Genomic DNA, 18,787 nt, shown 5'->3' with positions numbered 1-18,787 from the left:
GGCTTTCAGCTCACCAGGTCGTTCGCCGAGCGGAGAACGGGCACACCGACGCTGCTCGGCACCTCGGACGCGGTGACGTGGAAGGTGTGCGACTCGCCCGCCGACAGGGTGACGAGGCCGGAGTCCACCCGTGCGGCCGGGTCCAGGCGGTCCGGGAACAGCGCCAGGTCCTTGGCCAGCGCGGTGGCCGTGACGGTGACGTCGTACCCGGTGTCCGTCGCGGTGACCGAGGCCGCGTAGGCCTCGCCCTGCAGGCGCAGGGCGGTGTCCTCGACGAAGTACCAGTACGCCGTCGAGCCGTCGGCGCCGCGGACCTCGACGTACTCGCGTGTCGGGTCGGACGGCTTGGTGATCGACTCGGGCAGCGAACTGAGGGTCGCCGACCGCGGCTCGACCTCCAGGACGAAGGTCTCGCGCGCGAGGCTCTCGCTCCCGGTGGACCGCCGCGTCACAGTGATCTCAGTCGACCACACAGCATCCGTGTCGTTGTGCGCGGCAACCACCAGCTCGTTGTCCCGCGGCTGCACCGTCAGTAACCGCTCGGCGTACACCCGCTTCAGCGCAAACCACAGCGGCTTCCGGATCCCGTGGCCGTCGACAGCTGCCCATGAGACCACCGGCCAGTTGTCGTTCAGCTGCCAGACGACGGCGCCGGTGTTCAGCGGGTACAGGCTGCGGAAGTGCTCGATCCCGAAGATGATCGCCCGCGCCTGGTTGAGCTGCGTCGTCCAGTGCCAGTCATCGATGGTCGACCACTTCGGCAGATGCTGGCCCAGTCCGCGTTCCAGCTTGAGGTTGCCCTCGAACGCCTTCTGGTGCACGAGCATCTGCTCGCCGTACGGATCCAGCGGCTCGTCGTGCACCACCGACGTCAGCGTCGACCAGGCCGGCGGCCCCTGGAACCCGAACTCGGACACGAACCGCGGCTTGTATTTGCGGTACGTCGTGTAGTCCACCTGGTTCCACACGTCCCAGATGTGCATGGTGCCGTGCCGCTCGTCGTTCGGGTGGATGAACTGGTCGAACGAGTACGGGCTGCCGTGCGAGTACGGCGTCCGCGGGTCGAGTTCGGCCACGATCCTCGGCAGTACGTCGAAGTAGTAGCCGGCGCCCCACGGCCGGCCGGCGAGCGGGACGCGCCAGCCCCACTCGACGTACCCCCAGATGTTCTCGTTGTTGCCGTTCCACACCGCGAGGCTCGCGTGCCGGCTGAGCCGGGTGACCGCCTCCCGCGCCTCGGCCTCGACCTCGGCGGCCAGCGCCTCGTCCTCGGAGTACGCCGCACACGCGAACAGGAAGTCCTGCCACACCAGGATTCCCTGCTCGTCGCAGATGTCGTAGAAGTCTTCGCTCTCGTAGATCCCGCCGCCCCAGACGCGCAGCAGGTTCATCCCGGCGTCGACCGCGTCCTGGATGCTGGTCTGGTACGTCGAGTGGTTCAGCCGGGTCACGAACGCGTCGTCGGGGATCCAGTTCGCGCCGCGCACGTAGATCGGCTTGTCGTTAACCGACAGCACGAACTGCGTGCCGTCCTTGTCCGGGTCGACGTTCAGCGACACGTTCCGGAACCCGACCCGGCCCTGCCAGCGGTCCTCGTCCACCGTGACCGTCACGTCGTACAACGGCTGTCCGCCGTGCCCGCGCGGCCACCACAGGTTCACGCCATCGACGGTGGCGACGAGCTCCACGGTCTCGGTGCCGGGCTTCACGGTCGCCGACTGCTTCGTGCCGTCGACCTCGACGCTGACCGTCGCGTCGCCCTCGGCTCCGTCGGCCCACGCCAGTGTCACGTGGGTGGTCAGGAGACCCCGGTCACCCTCGACGCCGGCCAGCGGGCGGACCGAGGAGATCCGGACGCCCGACCACGACTCGATCCGGATCGGCCGCCAGATCCCCGCTGTCGCGACATCCGGTCCCCAGTCCCAGCCGAAGTTGCTGGCCATCTTCCGCAACGCGTTGTACGGGTGCAGGTTCGTGTGCGGCCACGTCCCGTACCCGGCCTGCACCTCCTCGGCCGCCGTCACCGGCCCGGCGAACTCGATCACGAGTTCGTTGCCCTCAGCCACCAATAGGCCGGTGACGTCGAACCGGTACGACCGGTGCTGGTTCGCCGTCCGGCCGAGCTCCCGCCCGTTCAGCGTCACGGTCGCGACCGTGTCGAGCCCCTCGGCGACCAGCTCCTGTACGGCGTTGCCGTCCGCGGCCCAGTCGAACGAGGTCCGGTAGCTCCAGCTCGTCCGCCCGATCCAGGCCAGCGCGGACTCGTTGTCGCCGTCGAACGGGTCCGGGATCTCGCCGGCCGCGAGCAGGTCGGTGTGCACCTCACCCGGGACCGTGGCCGGAATCGCCTTACCTGCAAGGGTTCCTTCGAGCGCCTGCACCGTCCAGACGGCGCCGCCCTCGGTGGTCAGCGGGACTGCATTCACTGATGTCACAGGAGCTCTCCAAAGTGAACCGGTTTAGTTGGCGCACAGCGGCGCGCGGTGTCAGTCTTCCAGTACGACGCGTCGCCACAGGTCGGCGATCGCCCGATGTCCCGCGGCCGTCGGATGGACGCCGTCGTCCGCCAGCGCGGCCGCGCCCGCACCGGCCGCCATCCGGTTCAGCTCGACGTCGGCCGGCACCAGGATCGCGCCGTACTCGACCGCGAGCTTGCGGACGACCTCGAGTTTGGGGTCGAGATCCTCCCGCCAGCCGTCCTGCCCGGCCTTCACCGGCAGCAGGAACGGCTCGACCAGTACGACGGGACACGTGAGCGGATCCAGCAACGCCCGGTACGACGCCTCGAACGACTCGGCCGTGGTCGGGTCGTCCTCGTCGTACCGCCGCCAGGTGTCGTTGATCCCGATCAGGATCGAGACCAGCGACGGCTCGTGCGCGAGGACGTCGGTGGACCAGCGGGCCACCAGGTCGACGGCCCGGTTCCCGCTGGTCCCCGCGTTCACGATCCGCGGCCGTCGTCCCGCGAGATCGTCGTACAGGTCGCGCACGTACCCGTTGCCGAGGCCTTCGGGATCGGTACGGCGACCGCAGTCGGTGACGGAGTCCCCGGCGAACACGACGGTCCGCCGGGGATCCAGTAGCAGTGAGGTCACAGGGTGGCCGCGTGGACGTCCCAGTCGGCGGGCAGGATGTCCGCGACCTCGACCGTGCTGGTCACGTCGACGAACGCGCCGGACTCGATCGACTCGGTGATCGAGGCCATCACGTCGACGATGTGGAACGCCAGCGCGCCGGTGGCCCGGTGCGGCCGGTTCTCCCGGATGGCCCGCGCCATGTCCAGCACGCCGGTGCCGCGCTCGGCCGACGCCTCGGTGTTCGCGACGGTCTCCCAGTCCTCGGCGCCCCGGCGACGGATCTTGATCTCCCCGTCGAACCGGTTCGGGTCCGGTACGGCGAGCGTCGCCTCGGAGCCGGTGATCTCGACGAACCCGCCCCGCGACAGCGGCGAGTCGAAGCTGAAGATGCTCTGCGACGACTGCCCCGACTCGAACCGCGCGATCGCGCTGACATGCGTCGGCACGGTCACGTCGAAGTCGGTGCCCGCCAGCGGACCCGATCCGATGGTGCGCTTCTCCCGCGACTTCGAGGCGAGCCCGGCCACCGCCGCGACCGGCCCGAACAGCTGGACCAGCGTGGTCAGGTAGTACGGGCCGATGTCCCACAGCGGGCCCGCGCCCTCCTGGAACAGGAACGCCGGGTTCGGGTGCCAGGACTCCGGGCCGGGGGACTGCATGAGGGTGAGCGCGGTCAGCGGCGTGCCGATCTCACCGCGCTCGATGATCCGGCGGGACTCCTGCAGGCCCGGACCCAGGATGGTGTCGGGTGCGCAGCCCAGCCGCAGGCCCGCGTCCTTGGCGGTCGACAGCAGCTTGAGGCCGCTGTCCTGGTCCAGCGAGAACGGCTTCTCGCTCCACACGTGCTTGCCGGCGGCAACCGCTGCCAGCGCGACCTCGACGTGCGCGATCGGGATGGTCAGGTTGACCACGATCTCCACGTCCGGGTGGCTCAGCACCGCCTCGGGACCCCCGTGGGTCTCGATGCCGTACTGCTCCGCCTTCTCCTTGGCCGCCTCCGGCCGAAGGTCGCCGACGGCGACGACCTTCAGGTCGGGGAAGCTCTGCATGCTCTTGATGTAGGCGTCGGAAATGACCCCGGCGCCGATCACCCCTACGCCGACAAAGCTCATCGACGTCCTCGCTTCGCTCCGGGCGCCGATGAGGCGCAAAGCAGGCTGTGCTCGATGATGAACTCGCTTCGCTCGTTCATGCCGGTGCGCCCTCTCCGGTGAGGAACTTGTAGCTGCCCTCGACGGCGTCGAGGATCTCGCCGCTGAAGTCGTCGAGCTCGACCACCCGGAGCGCGTTCGGCGCCGCGGCCAGGATGTCCGCGACCGCGATGGTGCCGTCGCCGACCGCCACCTGGGCCTTGTTGTCCAGCGTGCCGTCGCCGTCCTTGACGTGGATCGCCGTGACCCGGTCGCCGAACTTGCGGAGCAGCGGCGGTACGTCGGCGCCGCCGACGGCGGCCCAGTAGGTGTCCACCTCGAGGATCACCTCGTCGGACAGGTTGTCGACCAGGATCTCCAGCGCGTGCACGCCGTCGACCTTGGACTCGAGCTCGAAGTGGTGGTTGTGGTACCCGACCGTGATGCCGTGGTCCGCGGCCTCGGCGGCGGCCTTGTTCAGCGCCTCCGCGGTGGCCTTGATGTCGTCGGCGGCCTGCCAGCGGGCCGGGTCGACGAACGGGTCGATGACGGTGCTGATGCCCAGCCGCTTGGCGGCGGCGTAGATCGGTGCGCTGTCCTCGCGCAGCAGGCCGGCGTGCGTGGTGGGCGCCGACAGGCCGTACTTGGGCAGCGACTCGGCCAGGCGGTCCGCGAAGGCGGTGACACCGAAGGGCTCGACCTTGGTGTAGCCGATCTCCGCGATCCGGGCCAGGGTGGCGTCGAAGTCCTCCTCGAGCTTCCCCCGGACCGTGTACAACTGGAGGGACAGGTTGTCCACTGCGACCATGGTTTCTCCTCGTCGCCCGGCGCTTCGCCCGCTGCCCTGGACGTCACGCCGAACTTGATTGCCGAACCGGTTAAGTAACGACGGCAACCGTATCCCACCGGCGCCGCTCCACACCACCCTGAGCCCAACCACTGGGCGGTCACCACCGGGTTTCGGGATTTGATCAAAGCATTACTCTCCGCGCTTGGCTCATGACAACGCGTAGAGATCGGGTGCACACTGAAGGATTCCGGATCGACCGTCAGCGGTCCGGCCGCCCTAGTTCAGGAGGCCGTCGTGGCCCGAGTCACCATCACGGAGATCGCCCGTCGGGCAGGCGTCTCCAAAGGTGCGGTGTCGTACGCGCTGAACAACCAGCCGGGGGTCTCCGAGGCCACCCGCGCACGGGTCCTGAAGGTCGCCGAGGAGCTGGAGTGGGTGCCCAACCGGGCCGCCCGGCAGCTCTCCGCGGCGCGCAGCGAGACGTTCGGGCTCGTTCTCGCCAGGACCGCGAAGACGTTGAGTGAGGAACCGTTCTACATGGGCTTCGTCGGCGGCGTGGAGTCCGTGCTGGCCCGCAAGTCGTACGCGCTGGCCCTCCAGGTCGTGGCGAGTCTGCCCGAGGAGCTGGCGACGTACCGGAAGTGGGCCGCGGAGCGCCGGGTCGACGGCGTGATCGTGGTGGACCTGCGGGTCGACGACCCGCGGATCCCGTTGCTGCGCAGGCTCGGCCTGCCGGCCGTGCTGGTCGGCGACCCTTCCATCGCCGACGGGATGGCGTGCGTCTGGACCGACGGGACGTCGGCGATGACCGCCGCGGTCGAGCACGTCGCCTCCCTCGGGCACCGCCGGGTCGCCCGCGTCGCCGGTACGCCGGAACACGGCCACGTCTGGATCCGGGACCAGGCGTTCGCCGCCGCGAGTCGTCGGCTGAGCCTGGACGTCGAGGTGGTGCACACCGACTTCTCCGCCGAGGAGGGGGCCGCGGCGACCCGTGCGCTGATGACCGCCGGCATCCGGCCGACCGCGATCGTCTACGACAACGACCTGATGGCGGTGGCCGGCCTGGCCGTCGTCCAGGAGCTCGGACTGCGGTCGCCGTACGACGTCACGCTGGTCGCCTGGGACGACTCGACGCTGTGCCGGCACACGCATCCGACACTGACCGCGATGAGCCAGAACATCGTCGGGTACGGCGCCGAGGTTGCCCAGCGCCTCCTCGACCTGCTCGACGGCGCGCGACCACAGGCACACCTGTACTCGACCCCGCTCCTGATCGTCCGCGACAGCTCCGGACCGCCGCCCCGCTAGCAGGCGGTCACGGTCACCGGTACGCCGTTCACCGCGGCGGTGCCGGCCACGGTGTCGGTGAGCTCGGTGTCGGTCACGTCGTTGATGCTCGGTCCGGCGACCTGGTTCGCGACCGACAGCTGGACCCCCGGCCGGCCGTGCCCGAACCCGTGCGGCAGGCTGACCACGCCCGGCATCATGTCGTTGCTCGCGGCAACCTCTACCGCGACGGTTCCGGCCGCCGAGCTCACGTTGACCAGCTGGCCGTCGGCGAGGTCACGCTTGGCCAGGTCGTCCGGGTTCATCAGCAGCTGGTGCCGCGGCTTGCCCTTCACCAGCCGGGCCGAGTTGTGCATCCACGAGTTGTTGTTGCGCAGGTGCCGGCGGCCGATCAGCAGCAGCTCGCCGTCATTGCCGGTGGCCAATGCCTCGAGCCGGGGCAGGTCGTCCAGGATCATCCGCTGGGCGAGGTCGATCCGCTTCGACTTGTGGTGGAGCGCCCCCGGCAGTGCGGGCTGGAGCGGTCCGAGGTCGATCCCGCCCGGCGACTTCCGCAGCTTGCCCAACGACAACCGGTACGGCCCGATCCGCAGTCCGAGGTCGACGATCCGCCGCGGCGTCAACCGCAGTCGTGCCGACGCCATCACTTTCCGCCGGCTCATCGGCGCCCGGCTCAGCAGCCGCAGCCCGAGGTCGCGGAAGATCTCCCAGTCGTGCCGGGCCTGCGGCGGCTTCGGCAGTACGGCGTCGTTCCAGCGGGCCGTGTTCCGTACGGCGAGTTGGTGGAAGATCACGTCGTAGTGGTCACGCTCGAGCGGCGGCGCAGGCGGCAGGATCACGTCCGCGTGCCGGGTCGTCTCGTTGATGTACGGATCGATGGCGACCATGAAGTCCAGCGACTCCAGGGCCTCGTCGAGCCGGCGGCCGTTCGGCGTGGACAGCACCGGGTTCCCGGCGACCGTCACCATCGCCCGGATCCGGCCGTCGCCCGGTGTCAGGATCTCCTCGGCCATCGTCGACACCGGCAGCTCACCGCCGAACTCGGGCAGCCCGCGGACCCGGCTCTTCCACACGCCCATGTGTCCGCGGCCGAGGCCGAGCAGCGGGTTCACGGCCGGTCGCGGGAACATCGTCCCGCCGGGCCGGTCGAGGTTGCCGGTGATGATGTTCAGCACCTGGATCGCCCACTGGCAGACCGCGCCGAACTGCTGCGTCGAGACCCCGACCCGCCCGTAGCAGGCGGCCCGGTCGGCGGTCGCGAACTCGTGAGCGATCCGCCGGATCACATCCGCCTCGATCCCGGTGATCCCGGCCGCGCGCTCCGGCGTCCACGGCTCGACCGCTGCCTCGACCGCGTCGAATCCGTCGACGTACGACGCCGGCCGCGCGTGGCCGTCCGCGATCACCTGGTGGATGAGCGCGAGCAGGAAGGCCGCGTCCGTCCCGGGCCGGACGAAGTGGTGCTCGTCGGCGACCGCGGCGGTCTCGGTCCGCCGCGGATCGAGCACGACGACCTTGCCGCCGCGCTTCTGCAGGTCCTTGAGCCGCCGGTGGAAACCGGGCGCGGTCATCATGCTGCCGTTGGACGCGAGCGGGTTCGCGCCGAGCATCAGCAGGTACGACGTCCGGTCGATGTCCGGGACCGCGACCATCAACTGGTGCCCGTAGAGCAGGTACGACGCGAGCATGTGCGGCAGCTGGTCGATCGAGGTGGCGCTGAACCGGTTCCGGGTCCGGAGCTGCTTCACCATCGTCGGCATGTGGGTCAGCGCGCCGAGGCTGTGCACGTTCGGGTTGCCGAGGTAGACACCGACCGCGTTCTTGCCGTGCTCCCGCTGGATCTCGGTCAGCCGGCCGACCACCAGGTCGTACGCCGCGTCCCAGCCGAGTTCCTGCCAGCCGTCCGGGGTCCGCCGTACCGGTGTCGTCAGCCGGTCGGGGTCGTCCTGGAGGTCGCGCAGTGCGACCGCCTTCGGGCAGATGTGACCGCGGGAGAGCGGGTCCGACTCGTCACCGCGGATGTCGGTGACCCGGCCGTCCTCGACCGTCACGAGCACACCGCAGATCGCTTCACACAGGTTGCAGGAGGTCCGCCGTACTGTGGTCGCCATCCACTCAAACTACCCCTCGGTAGCCTATCCGGTCATCAGTCGAAGCGTGCCTCGTCCAGCCGGCCGAGGATGGCGTCGACGGTCTCGCCGGCGGACAGGTCGGAGTTGTCCAGCCAGAGCCCGCGGCGCGGGCTGAACGCGTGCAGCTCGTAGTCGAGCTCGTCGACCAGGTGGTGCGCCCCGCCGAGCCGGCTCGAGATCACCTCCGGGCGCGGCGTCAGTACGACGAGGTAGCGCGGCCGGGTCTGGATGCCGTCCAGGAACTCGCGCAGCAGCTCGCCGATCACGACGTCCTGGAGGACCACGGTGAAGCCGGCGCCGGCGTACCCGTCGGCGGCCTGGCAGGCGAGCCGGTAGCGGAGCTGCAGCTGGCGCTGCGCCTCCTTGCTGTCGTCGGCCATCGAGGCCTGTCCGCTCACGATCATCCGGCGGAAGACGTCACCCCGGAGATGCACGCCGTACTGGAATCTCTCGGCCAGTAACTGCGAGACCGTCGATTTCCCCGCCGCCGTGATTCCACTGACGACGATCACCCCCTCGGACTCCATGCGGGTGATCGTGCCACGCGGGGCAAGGTTTTGGTCCGGTCGCGGCAATTCTTGTCCGAAAACCCTCAGGTGCAAGGGCTTTCAGGCCAGCAGGCCGTCCAGGTGATGACGCAGGAGCTGCCGGACCCGGGCCGGTGTGGTGCGGTCGGGCTGGATCGCCGCGTGCAGGGCGAGGCCGTCGATCAGAGCATGCAAACGCTCGATTTCCCGGCGGAGATCGGTGCCCGCGCGGAGCCCCCCTTCCTTGGCCAGCGCCTGGAGCAGCGTCTCGCACAACTCGCGCAGCCCGTCCTGCACCTTGTCGACGTGCGCGCGCAGGCCGCCGGCGCCGGATTCGGCCTGGGCCTGCGCCATGAACGACATCCAGATGTCGAACTCGGAGCGCCGCTCGGCGTCGAGCGGGATGACCTCCTCGAGATAGCGCAGTACGGCGGTGGGAGCGTCGCCCTTCGGCTGCAGTGCGCTGACCCGCTCGGTCACCCGGCGGGAGACCAGGTCCATGGCGAAGCTGAGCAGGCCGGCCTGGTCCGGGAAGTAGTAGCGGACGGCGCCGGCGGACCAGCCGGCTTCGGCGGCGATGGTCCGGACCGAGGCGGCCCGGATTCCGTCCCGGCGGACCACCCGCCAGAGCGCCTCGGCGATCTCCTCGCGACGGGCGTCGTGGTCGACGATCTTCGGCATCCGACCTTTTTAGCACAATTGTGTTACTGTTTTGTTCTGACACAGTCGTACTGAAAACGTCTCGGGAGGGTGACCACTGTGCTGCTCGCTGTGATCGCCGCGTGTGAAGTCGGCTTCTGGGTGCTGCTGGCCGCCGGCATGGTGACGCGTTATCTGTTCCGGCTGCCCTGGGCAGGCATGGTCCTGCTCGCCGGGGTGCCGCTGGTCGACGTGGTGATGCTGGTCGCCGGCGTGATCGACATCCAGCGCGGTGGTGAGCCGTCATTCAAGCACTCACTGGCCGCGATCTTCATCGGTGTCAGCGTCGGCTTCGGCCACCAGACGCTGAAGTGGGCGGACAAGTGGGCCGCGCACTACTTCGCCGGCGCGCCGCGCCCGGTCAAGCCGCCGAAGTCGGAGCGCGCCCGTCGCGAGCGTGCCGGCTGGTACCGCCACCTGCTCGCGTACGGCGTGGGCGTGGGCATCATGGTCGGCCTCGGCCTGCTGTCCGGTCGCGGGTACGACGCCGCGCTCGGCCCGGCGTGGACCTGGACGATCGTGCTGGTCATCGACGCCGTCGTGTCGTTCAGCTACTCGTTCGACGGTGCGGGTTCCGAGGAGGAGACGCCGCGGGAGAAGCAGTCCGTCTGACATCCCCGGTCGCCCGGCCCGGTCGTCGTACATTGCGTTCATGACTACGGGTGGACGGGTGTGGGCTGGGGTCACCGCACTGGTGGTGGCCTGCGGGATCGTCGTACAGCTCTTCGTCACGGCGAACGGGAACGCGGGCTTCTTCCCGGACAACCCCGAGCGCGTGTTCAACGTGTTCGCGTACTTCACCATCCAGTCGAACCTGCTGCTCGGTGGGACGACGCTGGTGCTGGCGTTGTGGCCGGACCGACCGGAGAGCACGCTGTTCAAGACCTTGCGGTTGAACGGCGTGCTCTGCATCGCCGTCACCGGGATCGTCTACCACCTGGTCCTGGCCGGGCTGGACGACCTGTCCGGGTGGGCCGAGGTGGCGAACTTCCTGCTGCACACGGCCTCGCCGGTGGTCGGCGTACTGGGGTGGTTGCTGTTCGGGCCGCGTGGGCGGACCGATCCACAAATCGTTGCCTGGTCCATCGTGTATCCGCTGCTGTGGCTCGCGTTCACGCTGATCCGTGGCGAGTTCGTCGGGTTCTATCCGTACCCGTTCGTCGACGTCGCTGAGCACGGGTACGCGCGGGTACTGCTGAACTGTCTGCTGGTCGCGGTACTGTTCCTGGCTCTGGCGGCGGGCGCCACCGCGCTCGACCGCCGGCTGCACCGGAAGACGACCGTCGAAAGGTAAGAGCTGTGCTGGTGACCTCTCGCTCGTACGCCGAGTACGAAGCGATGTTCGACCTGTCCGTACTGCCCGAATCGATTCTCGACTGCTGCGCGGGCGGTGCGAGCTTCACCGCCGAGGCCGCAGCCCGCGGCGTCGACGCGATCGCCGCCGACCCGGTCTACGAGCTGGCGCCCGCCGAGCTCGTCGACACCGTGCGCAAGAGCCTTCCGGCTGCGTCGGGGATTGTCGACGAGCACGCGGGAAGCTTCGTCTGGCACTGGTACGGATCACCGGAACGACGCGACGAGCTCCGTATCGACGCAGCCGACCGCTTCCTGCAGGACGTCGCCACCGCGCCGCACCGCTACATCCCCGCCGAGCTTCCCGATCTGCCCTTCGGAGACAGGCGGTTCGAGCTGGTCCTGTGCTCGCACCTGCTCTTCACCTGGGCCGACAAGTTCGACCGCGACTGGCACCTGGCCGCCCTTCGCGAACTCGTCCGCGTGGCCAACTCCGAGGTCCGCATCTTTCCCCTGGTCCTCCAGGGAACCGGCGCACCCGTGAACTTCCTGCCTGAGCTGTTGGATGCCTTGGACAACATCACGTGGGAGATCCGCAAGGTCCCCTACGAGTTTCAGGCCGGCGCCAACGAGATGCTCGTGCTGACGCGCAGCTGACGTCTGGTGCCTCCCACCCGGCGTGGTCACGGGTGAGTGCGCCACTCACCCGTCACGCGGGGTGGGAGGCGCCAAACGCCAGCTGTCGACGTGTGGTGGCGTCCAGGGACCGGTCGGGCGGGCGGGAGGACGGTCTGCCGCCCGCCCCTACCGGTAGGAGGGCGTGTCAGGGGACGCCCTGCCGGTTGGAGGGTTTCAGTTTCAGCGGAGGTAGCGGCCGCAGACCGGCCACGGCTGGGCGCCGCGCTGGGCGTACAGCTTCTTCGCGCGCATCAGTTGCTCGGCCGCCGACGCCTTCGCCGGGTTGCCGGAGCCGCCGACGCTGCGCCACGTCTGCAGGTCGAACTGGAAGAGCCCGTAGTAACCGGCCGGGTTCACCGCGCGCGGGTTGCCGCCGGACTCACACTCGGCGACCTTGCGCCACGCGGCACTCATGCTCACACTCGACGAGGACCGGTCCTCGGAGCGGCTGGTGCGCGCCTTGCGCTCGGTCTTGCGCTCGGTCTTGCGGACCTTCTTGGTCTCGGTCTTCTTCGCCGTCACCTTGCGCGGAGCGGTGGCCTTCTCCACACCGTCCAGCTTCAGGGTCTGACCGATCAGGATCAGGTCCGGATCCTCGAGGTTGTTGATCCGGGCAAGCTCACGCCAGTCGGCGCCGTTGGCCTCGGCGATCTCGGAGAGGGTGTCGCCGGACTTGACCGTGTAGTCGGTCGCGAACGCCGCGCCCGCGCCGGCGGCGGTGATACCGGCCCCGAGACCGGCAATGGAGAGGGTTCGGGCCACCCGGCGAGTAGTTCGCCGGGGGCGCGCATGTCGTGCCTTGGACATCAGAAGTGCGCTCCTCGTGAGCTTGGGCATGGTGGAACTCACCAGGCCCCCCGTGCAGGGGAGGGGGCATCCGGGCAGGTCACAGGACAGCGTCCGAATGATCACGCCACGGTAACGACGTGACCCGAGTCATCCTGTGCGACCTCGGCCCCGAACGCAAGACCATTCGGCGATCTGCCCCGACATTTTTTCTGCCCCTGACCTACCGAAATCCCAACAACAGAACGGTTTCCGGCTCCTGAACGGTGGGTTTGGGCACCGCGGGTCCGGGGTAGTCAAACGCTCGAAACAGGCCGGTTTCCCGCCTGGACCGATCGGTTTCCTCCGGTCCCGCGTGCCCTCCGGCCGGTTGGGTCGTTGATGAGACACGGGCACCGCCGTCCGGCAGTTCTGGAAATCACGTCGCGCGGGGTGTGTTCGGCGGATGAGGCAACGGACGTGATGGGGGCGTAGCGGTGATCCGAGTGGCTCTCGGCCATCGCGGCACGATGGTGCGTGGTGCACTGGCCGCGGTGCTGGCAAGGGAGAACGACCTGGACGTGGTGGCCGAGCTGGACCGTTCGGAAGACGTCCTGCAGGTGGCCGGGCGGCGGCCGCACGTCGTGCTGCTCGATCCACAGCTGCCAGGGCGGATCAGGGTCGAGGACCTCTGCCGCAAGCTGACCGGGCCCGGCGTGCTGGTCCTGATCGACCACGAGGCGATCGCCGCGACCAGCCTGGCCCTGGTGAAGCAGGCTCCGCGGATCGGCTTGATTGCGACGGATGCGACGACCGACCAACTGGTGCAATCGGTGCGCGACGTGGCGAAGGGCTTACCGGTGGTCGACGTACGGCTTGCTGTCGCGGCGTTGAAGGCCGGTGACAATCCGCTGACCGATCGCGAGTGCGACGTGCTCCGCCAGGTCAGCACCGGAGCCACCGCGCAGGAGGTCGCCCGCACGCTGAGTCTGAGCACGGGCACGGTTCGCAACTACCTGTCCCGCATCCTTGCGAAGACGGGTTCCCGCAGCCGGATCGAGGCGATCCGGAAGGCTCAGGACGCCGGCTGGATCTGACGTCGCCCTGGGACAGGCGGTGTCCAGTGGCCGTGCAACTCGCGGTACTGGTGGGAAGTTCGCATCAGCAGGGCGTGCGTGCCGATAGTTGCCTTGTTCCCGTCCAGGACGAGGATGCGCCGCGCGCGGAGTGCCGAGCTGATCCGGTGCGCGATCACGATCAGCGTCCCGCCGCGCTTGGCGAACGCCTCCTCGGCTCGCCGTTCGGCGTCCGGGTCGAGGAAGCAGGTGGCTTCGTCGAGTACGACGAGAGGCGCCGGCGACAGGTACGCGCGAACCAGCGCGATCACCTGCCGTTCGCCGGCCGACAACTCACCAGGCTTCACGTCCGCCGCCAGCCCGCCGATCCGCTCGATCAACGCACCGGCGCCGATCGCCTCGACCGCCTCTTCGACTTCCCGTATCGTTGCGTCAGGCAACAAGTAGGTCAGGTTGTCCTGCACCGTGCCGCTGAACACATAGGCCTCCTGCGGGATCAGCACCCGCGTCGCGGCCAGCCGTTCGGTCGTCAGCTCGCTCGGAGGTACGTCGCCCAGCGACAGCCGCCCGCTGGTTGGCCGGAGCATCCCGCAGATCAACCCGGCCAGCGTCGACTTGCCGATCCCGCTCGGCCCGACCACTGCCAGATGCTCGCCCTCGGCCACGGTCAGCTCGAGGTTGTCGAGCACCGGCTCCGCGTTCGGCCCGTACGCGAACGTCAGTCCGCGCATCCGCACCTGATACCCGTGGACGATGTCGATCCGGCGCGGCCGCTCCGCGGGAGCCGACGTGTCCAGAATCCGGCCGAGCGTGATCACGTACCGCAGGCCACTGTCGCCCAACGCACTGATCACGGTGTTGAGCGCAGGCTGCAAACCGATCAATACATATGTCAGACCGCCGAGGAGTGTGCCTGTGCTGACCCCGCGGCCTACCAACCACGGCCCGATCGCCAGGAGGATGAGCAACGGCAACCACCCGCCGACCGCGAAGCACAGCGTCCGGAGCGCAGCGACCTTCGCGAGCGCCCGCTCGGCTGCAGCGTGCGCCTCGATCGGCTCGCCGACCAGCTCACCGGCGTACTCCTCGGTCCCCGTCGCTGTGATGTCGCGGACGCCGCCGAACACCATCCCGGCCGACGCCGCCAGCTCCTCGTCGGCGGTCAGCGACGCCCGGACCCGATCCGCCGCCATCCCCAGCACCGCCAGCGACAGCGCGAACCCGATCAGGAACGGTGGTACGACGAAGGCCGCGACGACCGGTGCCAGTGACAACAGTCCGGTCAGTACGCCGAACAGCGTGACGGCGAAACTGCGGATCACCAGGACCAGACCGGCGAACGTGTCCCGGACGATCTCGACCTGGCGGTTCAGGCGGGCCACGGCGCTGTCGTCGCCTGTCCGCAGTGCGCCGGCGACGACCCGCCGTACCAGGTCGTCGCGGAGTGGCTCGACCAGGTCGCCGAGCCGGGCGTACACCTGCTTCGCGCCCGCCGAGCCGAGGCCCGCGGCCGCGATCAGGCCGCCGAGCCAGGCGATCCCTTGCCAGGCGTGCCCGGCGAGGAAGTTGTCCGTCGCCCGTGCGACCGCGATGCCGTACACGGCGGTCGGGAGGATCTCCGGGATCGACCAGGCGAGCAGCTTCAGGCTCGACCGGTTCCGGACCGCGCGGGCGCCGTACCTGAGTTCGCGTCTCAACCGAAGACCTCGCGGTACGACGAGTTCTGCCAGAGGTCGGCGTGCGGGGCGACGGCCAGGACCTGGCCGTGGTCGAGCCAGATGACCAGGTCGGCTCGGGCCGCGGTCGCAGAGCGGTGGGTGACGATGAGGCGGGTCCGGCGGTGCCGGTCCTCGGTGAGGGTGCGGCTGATCTGCAGCTCGGTTGCGGTGTCGAGGCTCGAGGTCGCGTCGTCCAGCACCAGCAGACGGTTCGCCGACCACGCCCGCGCCAGGCCGAGCCGTTGCCGCTCGCCGCCGGACATCGGTGCCTTGCGCAACGAAGTGAAGTACCCGTCGGGCAGCCGGCTGACGAAGTCGTGCGCGTGCGTGGCCCGCGCGGCGGCCAGCGTGCGCACCGGGCTGATGGCGTGCGGCTCGATCACCTCGCCGATCGTCCGCCCGACCAGCTGCGGGCGCTCGAATGCACACCCGACCGCTGTGCGCAGCGCTCGCCGGCTGACTGCCTGCAGCGGCACGCCGTCCAGCGAAACCTGGCCGTTCGACGGGTCGCGAAGCCGCGCGGCGACCGCCGCAAGCACCGATTTCCCGGCGCCGCTCGCACCGACGACGGCCACCGTCGCACCACCGGGCAGCTCGAGATTCACGTTGTCCAGCAGGACATTCCCGCCTGCGACGACGGTGACCGCGTCGAAGGTCAGCTGACCCGAGCCGCTCGGAATCGGCAACGTCCCGTACGCGATCGTGTCCGCCGACAGCACCTCCGCGGCCCGGTGCACCCCGGCTCGCGCCCGGGCAAGCTCACCGATCACGCCGGTCAGGTTGCCCAGGCCGGCGCCGAGCACGGCGTACTGCGAAGCAGCAAACAGTTCGCCGGCGGTGATCCGGCCGGAGACGAGTTGAAGCCCGCCGACAGCCAGTACGGCGACCAGCACGAGCGGACCGACCACGGCAGCCTGTGCGCCGGAGCGGGCCAGGATCCGCCAGGTGACGACCCCGTGCTTGTGCAACTCCGGCAGCAGACCGAGGATGCGGCGCTCCTCGCGGGCCGTCGTACCGGCGGCGGTGATCGTGCGGATGCCGGTGAGCGACTCGGACAGCAGCGAGGCGATCCGGCCCTGCGTCTCCTGGTAGGCAAGGCTGACATCCGCCGTACGGCGTGCGAACGTCCAGAGGACTGCGATCACGAGCAGCACGCCGCCGAAGAAGGCTGCGGCCAGCCATGGGTCGATCAGGGCCAGCAGGACCAGGCTTCCGGCGGGCGGTGCGACGGCGGCGACTGCGGTGACGGCTGCAGGACCGGCCTGCGCGGCGTCGGTGGAGGTACCGCTCGAGGACGAGCGCGACACCGGCCGAGCCCTCCTCGAGGTACGGCAGCGTCCGCCAGCCTTGGTTGACCTGCCGCATCCCGTCCGGCGTCTTGACGCTTCGCCGGAGGTCTTGCCGGATGGCGATCTCCGCCAGGTCGAGCAGTCCGGTGTCGCCGAGTCGCTCGTACGCCTCCAGGAACAGCAGCGCCGGCCCCGACGACCCGTACATCAGGCCGGCCCGCGCATGCTGACCACCACTGATCTCCGGTACGTCGTCCACGTCGCCGAGCCGGTCCGCCGCTTGGTCCAGCACACGCACGGCGGCCGCGCGCAGAGCGGGCTCGGTGTCGAAGTGCAGGAGGTTGAGGCCGATACCGGCGAGGCCGGAGTGCAGGCCGAGCTCGCGGGAGTTCCAGTCGTCGGCCAGTGTGCGGCCGACCAGGTCCAGCGCGTCCTGGCGATAGCCGAGCTCGTCGAGGACGTGCGCTACACCGTGCAGACCGTCGTACAGGCCGGGGCCGCACTCTGTGTCCAGGCTCCGTTTGCGCAACCAGTCGTCGTACTCCGGGAAGCGTCCGGCTCCGGTCTTCGCCAGCGTGTAGAGGACGCCCGCTGCGCCGGTCGCGAGGTCGATGCCGCCGCCGGCCCGGAACTGCGCGATGTCGCCGGGGAACAGCCTGTCGGTGCGGTCGGGGGTGGCGCTGGTGACGATCGCCTTGGCGAGTGCTTCTCTGACTTGTGACCACTCGGCCTTGCCTGGGAGCGCGATGCCGGCCAGGTCGTCCTTGGCCTTGGCTCCCGCGACGGTGCGGACCGCCTCGTCGATCGTTGCCCCCGGCACGGGGAAAGTCTCGGTGATCATGTCGGCGAGCTGGAACGCCTTGCCAGGCTGGAGATTCAGCAGGATCGTCGCCTGTGGCGCGTAGACGCCGAGTGCGACGCAGGCCAGCGCGTACCGGTCCACGTCGACACCTTGCCGGTCCGGCGGCGCCGCGTACCCGGGGTGGGCCAGAGTGGAGCGGGCCTTGTCCTCGGCCTTGGTCGCCACCTCGAAGTCGATCAGCTTGAGCCGGCCGTCGGCGTCCAGCAGGACGTTGTCCGGGTGCAGGTCGCAGAACACGACGCCGCGGCTGTGGAGCTTCTCGACCGCCTGGGTGAGTTGCTCGACCGTGCTTGTCGCCCAGTCGGCGTACCCCGCCTTCTCCGCCTCGGTCGCATCCGGGTGGGTCAGCGGGTAGCGCCGTACCAGCTCTCGCTGCAGGGACACCGAGTCGATGTGCTCCTGGACGAGGAAGTGGTGCTCGCCGAGCTGCAGGTAGTCGTACGTCTTCGGTACGACGTCGAGTCCGTCGAGCTGGGCCAGGATGTCTCGTTCGTGGCTGATCCGGGCGACCGCGTCCCGGCCGGCCATGTCCAGTCCGGCGTACGGACGGCCTTCCTTGAGGACGACGCGTTCACCGGTCTCGTTGTGGTGGCCGACGTACACGCCGCCGCCGTTGGAGAACTGGATGACGCCGTCGATCGTGTACGCGAGGTCGTTGGTGGTGACCGCGTTGCGGGCGTCCAGGTGCGGCTGCAGGAACGCCGGCAGCGTGACCCACGGCGGCACCGAGAACGTCGGGCTGCGATGGTCCGGGACGAGCCGGCCCTGGTCGTCCTCGATCGCGAGCACACGCTCACCGGTAGGCGACAGGCAGAAGCGGCTGACGAAAGCGCCGTACCGGACGAAGAGCGGGCCTTCGGCGTAGCGCAGATCGCTCAGGATGTAAGGGCCTTCGACACCTGCGAAGATCTCGTCGAGCCCGGTCAGGGTGGTGTGCAGCTGCGTCTCGTCGGCCGGGTACATCGTCACCAGCTTGCCGCTCGAACCACGCGGCGCGGACTTCGAGTTGACCATCACCAGCACCGGCTCGTTCCGCAGGAACTTGAACGCGATGCCTCGCGGAACGCAGTAGTCCCACACCGCCTCGAGCGTCCGCTCCACATCGGCCAGCCGCGCCGACACGTGAATCTTCCACCCCTGCGCCGGCAGCCGGAGTTCGGTCGGCGCGTAGTGCATCCAGGTCTCGCCCGGCACGTGCTGCCAGCCGTCCGGCACCGCACGCCCGCACAGGGCGAAGTCCGGGTGCTGAGCACCACGGTTGGCCGGCGTCTCGTAGAACGTCCGATCCGCCAAGCAGTAGAACTCGTAGCTGTCCTGCGCTGTCTCATGCATAACTGTCCGACCCCCCTTCCGTGGTGCCCCGCCACATCTTGGGCGCCCCGGCAGGGGTCGTCGTAGTGCACGATGTCATCACTCTCGTGTGAAGAACCCACCCACTACGAGTGAGTAACTAAACACTCTTCG

General features: G+C 69.3%; 15 protein-coding genes and 1 pseudogene. 5 read left to right on the top strand and 11 right to left on the bottom strand.

What is annotated here, in order from left to right; all coding sequences use genetic code 11:
• Positions 1-5: 5 nt before the first annotated feature.
• The 4 genes from AB0H36_RS07015 to AB0H36_RS07000 form a co-directional block, all read right to left on the bottom strand.
• Positions 6-2,435, bottom strand: coding sequence for a glycoside hydrolase family 2 protein (locus AB0H36_RS07015; RefSeq protein ID WP_360517846.1), 2,430 nt, complete (start codon positions 2,433-2,435; stop codon positions 6-8).
• Positions 2,436-2,486: 51 nt separating this feature from the next.
• Positions 2,487-3,095 (bottom strand): SGNH/GDSL hydrolase family protein, encoded by a 609-nt coding sequence (locus AB0H36_RS07010; protein WP_360517843.1) that lies wholly within the window; start codon positions 3,093-3,095, stop codon positions 2,487-2,489.
• On the bottom strand, positions 3,092-4,189 hold the full coding sequence (locus AB0H36_RS07005) for a Gfo/Idh/MocA family oxidoreductase (protein ID WP_360517840.1): 1,098 nt from the start codon (positions 4,187-4,189) through the stop codon (positions 3,092-3,094). The genes AB0H36_RS07010 and AB0H36_RS07005 overlap by 4 nt, the downstream gene beginning before the upstream one ends.
• Before the next feature lie 76 nt (positions 4,190-4,265).
• A complete protein-coding gene (locus tag AB0H36_RS07000) occupies positions 4,266-5,015 on the bottom strand; it encodes a sugar phosphate isomerase/epimerase (RefSeq protein WP_360517837.1) in 750 nt (249 codons plus the stop codon).
• Positions 5,016-5,291: 276 nt separating this feature from the next.
• Here AB0H36_RS07000 and AB0H36_RS06995 point away from each other — a divergent pair, with 276 nt between their 5' ends.
• Positions 5,292-6,305 (top strand): LacI family DNA-binding transcriptional regulator, encoded by a 1,014-nt coding sequence (locus AB0H36_RS06995; RefSeq protein ID WP_360517834.1) that lies wholly within the window; start codon positions 5,292-5,294, stop codon positions 6,303-6,305.
• Here the strand turns inward: AB0H36_RS06995 and AB0H36_RS06990 are convergent.
• From AB0H36_RS06990 to AB0H36_RS06980, 3 genes are all read right to left on the bottom strand, one after another.
• The gene (locus AB0H36_RS06990) at positions 6,302-8,395 is read right to left on the bottom strand and encodes a molybdopterin-dependent oxidoreductase (RefSeq protein ID WP_360517831.1); all 2,094 of its coding nucleotides are present in this window, start codon (positions 8,393-8,395) and stop codon (positions 6,302-6,304) included. The two genes, AB0H36_RS06995 and AB0H36_RS06990, sit on opposite strands and share 4 nt — an antisense overlap.
• Before the next feature lie 35 nt (positions 8,396-8,430).
• The gene (locus AB0H36_RS06985; protein WP_360517828.1) at positions 8,431-8,943 is read right to left on the bottom strand and encodes an AAA family ATPase; all 513 of its coding nucleotides are present in this window, start codon (positions 8,941-8,943) and stop codon (positions 8,431-8,433) included.
• Positions 8,944-9,024: 81 nt separating this feature from the next.
• Entirely contained in the window at positions 9,025-9,624 is a 600-nt protein-coding gene (locus AB0H36_RS06980) for a TetR family transcriptional regulator C-terminal domain-containing protein (protein ID WP_360517825.1), read from the bottom strand.
• A gap of 78 nt (positions 9,625-9,702) precedes the next feature.
• On the opposite strand from AB0H36_RS06980, the gene AB0H36_RS06975 reads away from it, so the two are divergent.
• From AB0H36_RS06975 to AB0H36_RS06965, 3 genes are read left to right on the top strand one after another with little or no spacing between them, the layout of a single operon-like run.
• Complete coding sequence (locus tag AB0H36_RS06975; protein WP_360517822.1) at positions 9,703-10,254, top strand: 2TM domain-containing protein; 552 nt, start codon at positions 9,703-9,705, stop codon at positions 10,252-10,254.
• A gap of 40 nt (positions 10,255-10,294) precedes the next feature.
• Positions 10,295-10,936: a Pr6Pr family membrane protein gene (locus tag AB0H36_RS06970; RefSeq protein ID WP_360517820.1), complete on the top strand. Its 642-nt coding sequence runs from the start codon at positions 10,295-10,297 to the stop codon at positions 10,934-10,936.
• A gap of 5 nt (positions 10,937-10,941) precedes the next feature.
• A complete protein-coding gene (locus AB0H36_RS06965) occupies positions 10,942-11,592 on the top strand; it encodes a hypothetical protein (RefSeq protein ID WP_360517818.1) in 651 nt (216 codons plus the stop codon).
• A gap of 201 nt (positions 11,593-11,793) precedes the next feature.
• Here the strand turns inward: AB0H36_RS06965 and AB0H36_RS06960 are convergent, their stop codons facing one another.
• On the bottom strand, positions 11,794-12,420 hold the full coding sequence (locus AB0H36_RS06960) for a transglycosylase family protein (RefSeq protein WP_360517815.1): 627 nt from the start codon (positions 12,418-12,420) through the stop codon (positions 11,794-11,796).
• 455 nt (positions 12,421-12,875) lie between these two features.
• Here AB0H36_RS06960 and AB0H36_RS06955 point away from each other — a divergent pair, with 455 nt between their 5' ends.
• Positions 12,876-13,475 carry a response regulator transcription factor gene (locus AB0H36_RS06955; protein WP_360517812.1) on the top strand — a complete coding sequence of 200 codons (600 nt, stop codon included), beginning with the start codon at positions 12,876-12,878 and terminating at the stop codon, positions 13,473-13,475.
• On the opposite strand, the gene AB0H36_RS06950 is transcribed toward AB0H36_RS06955, so the two are convergent.
• From AB0H36_RS06950 to lanKC, 3 genes and pseudogenes are all read right to left on the bottom strand, one after another.
• Positions 13,454-15,151 carry an ABC transporter ATP-binding protein gene (locus tag AB0H36_RS06950; RefSeq protein WP_360517809.1) on the bottom strand — a complete coding sequence of 566 codons (1,698 nt, stop codon included), beginning with the start codon at positions 15,149-15,151 and terminating at the stop codon, positions 13,454-13,456. The two genes, AB0H36_RS06955 and AB0H36_RS06950, sit on opposite strands and share 22 nt — an antisense overlap.
• Entirely contained in the window at positions 15,148-16,479 is a 1,332-nt protein-coding gene (locus tag AB0H36_RS06945; RefSeq protein ID WP_360517806.1) for an ABC transporter ATP-binding protein, read from the bottom strand. The genes AB0H36_RS06950 and AB0H36_RS06945 overlap by 4 nt, the downstream gene beginning before the upstream one ends.
• A pseudogene (lanKC, locus tag AB0H36_RS06940) lies at positions 16,454-18,655 on the bottom strand (class III lanthionine synthetase LanKC); the annotation flags it as partial. The gene AB0H36_RS06945 and the pseudogene lanKC, both read right to left, overlap by 26 nt.
• Between the last annotated feature and the right edge of the window lie 132 nt (positions 18,656-18,787).

The sequence above is a fragment of the Kribbella sp. NPDC050820 genome (genome assembly GCF_040653975.1).
Lineage (GTDB): Bacteria > Actinomycetota > Actinomycetes > Propionibacteriales > Kribbellaceae > Kribbella.
The sequence above is the reverse complement of the archived record's forward strand: the minus strand, read 5'-3'. Positions and strand labels throughout refer to the sequence as shown.

What these genes read in the sequence shown, in the direction of transcription:
- AB0H36_RS07005 (WP_360517840.1), bottom strand. Translation starts at nt 4,189, where the DNA reads ATGAGCTTTGTCGGCGTAGGGGTGATCGGCGCCGGGGTCATTTCCGAC.
- AB0H36_RS07000 (WP_360517837.1), bottom strand. Translation starts at nt 5,015, where the DNA reads ATGGTCGCAGTGGACAACCTGTCCCTCCAGTTGTACACGGTCCGGGGG.
- AB0H36_RS06990 (WP_360517831.1), bottom strand. Translation starts at nt 8,395, where the DNA reads ATGGCGACCACAGTACGGCGGACCTCCTGCAACCTGTGTGAAGCGATC.
- AB0H36_RS06985 (WP_360517828.1), bottom strand. Translation starts at nt 8,943, where the DNA reads ATGGAGTCCGAGGGGGTGATCGTCGTCAGTGGAATCACGGCGGCGGGG.
- AB0H36_RS06980 (WP_360517825.1), bottom strand. Translation starts at nt 9,624, where the DNA reads ATGCCGAAGATCGTCGACCACGACGCCCGTCGCGAGGAGATCGCCGAG.
- AB0H36_RS06970 (WP_360517820.1), top strand. Translation starts at nt 10,295, where the DNA reads ATGACTACGGGTGGACGGGTGTGGGCTGGGGTCACCGCACTGGTGGTG.
- AB0H36_RS06960 (WP_360517815.1), bottom strand. Translation starts at nt 12,420, where the DNA reads ATGTCCAAGGCACGACATGCGCGCCCCCGGCGAACTACTCGCCGGGTG.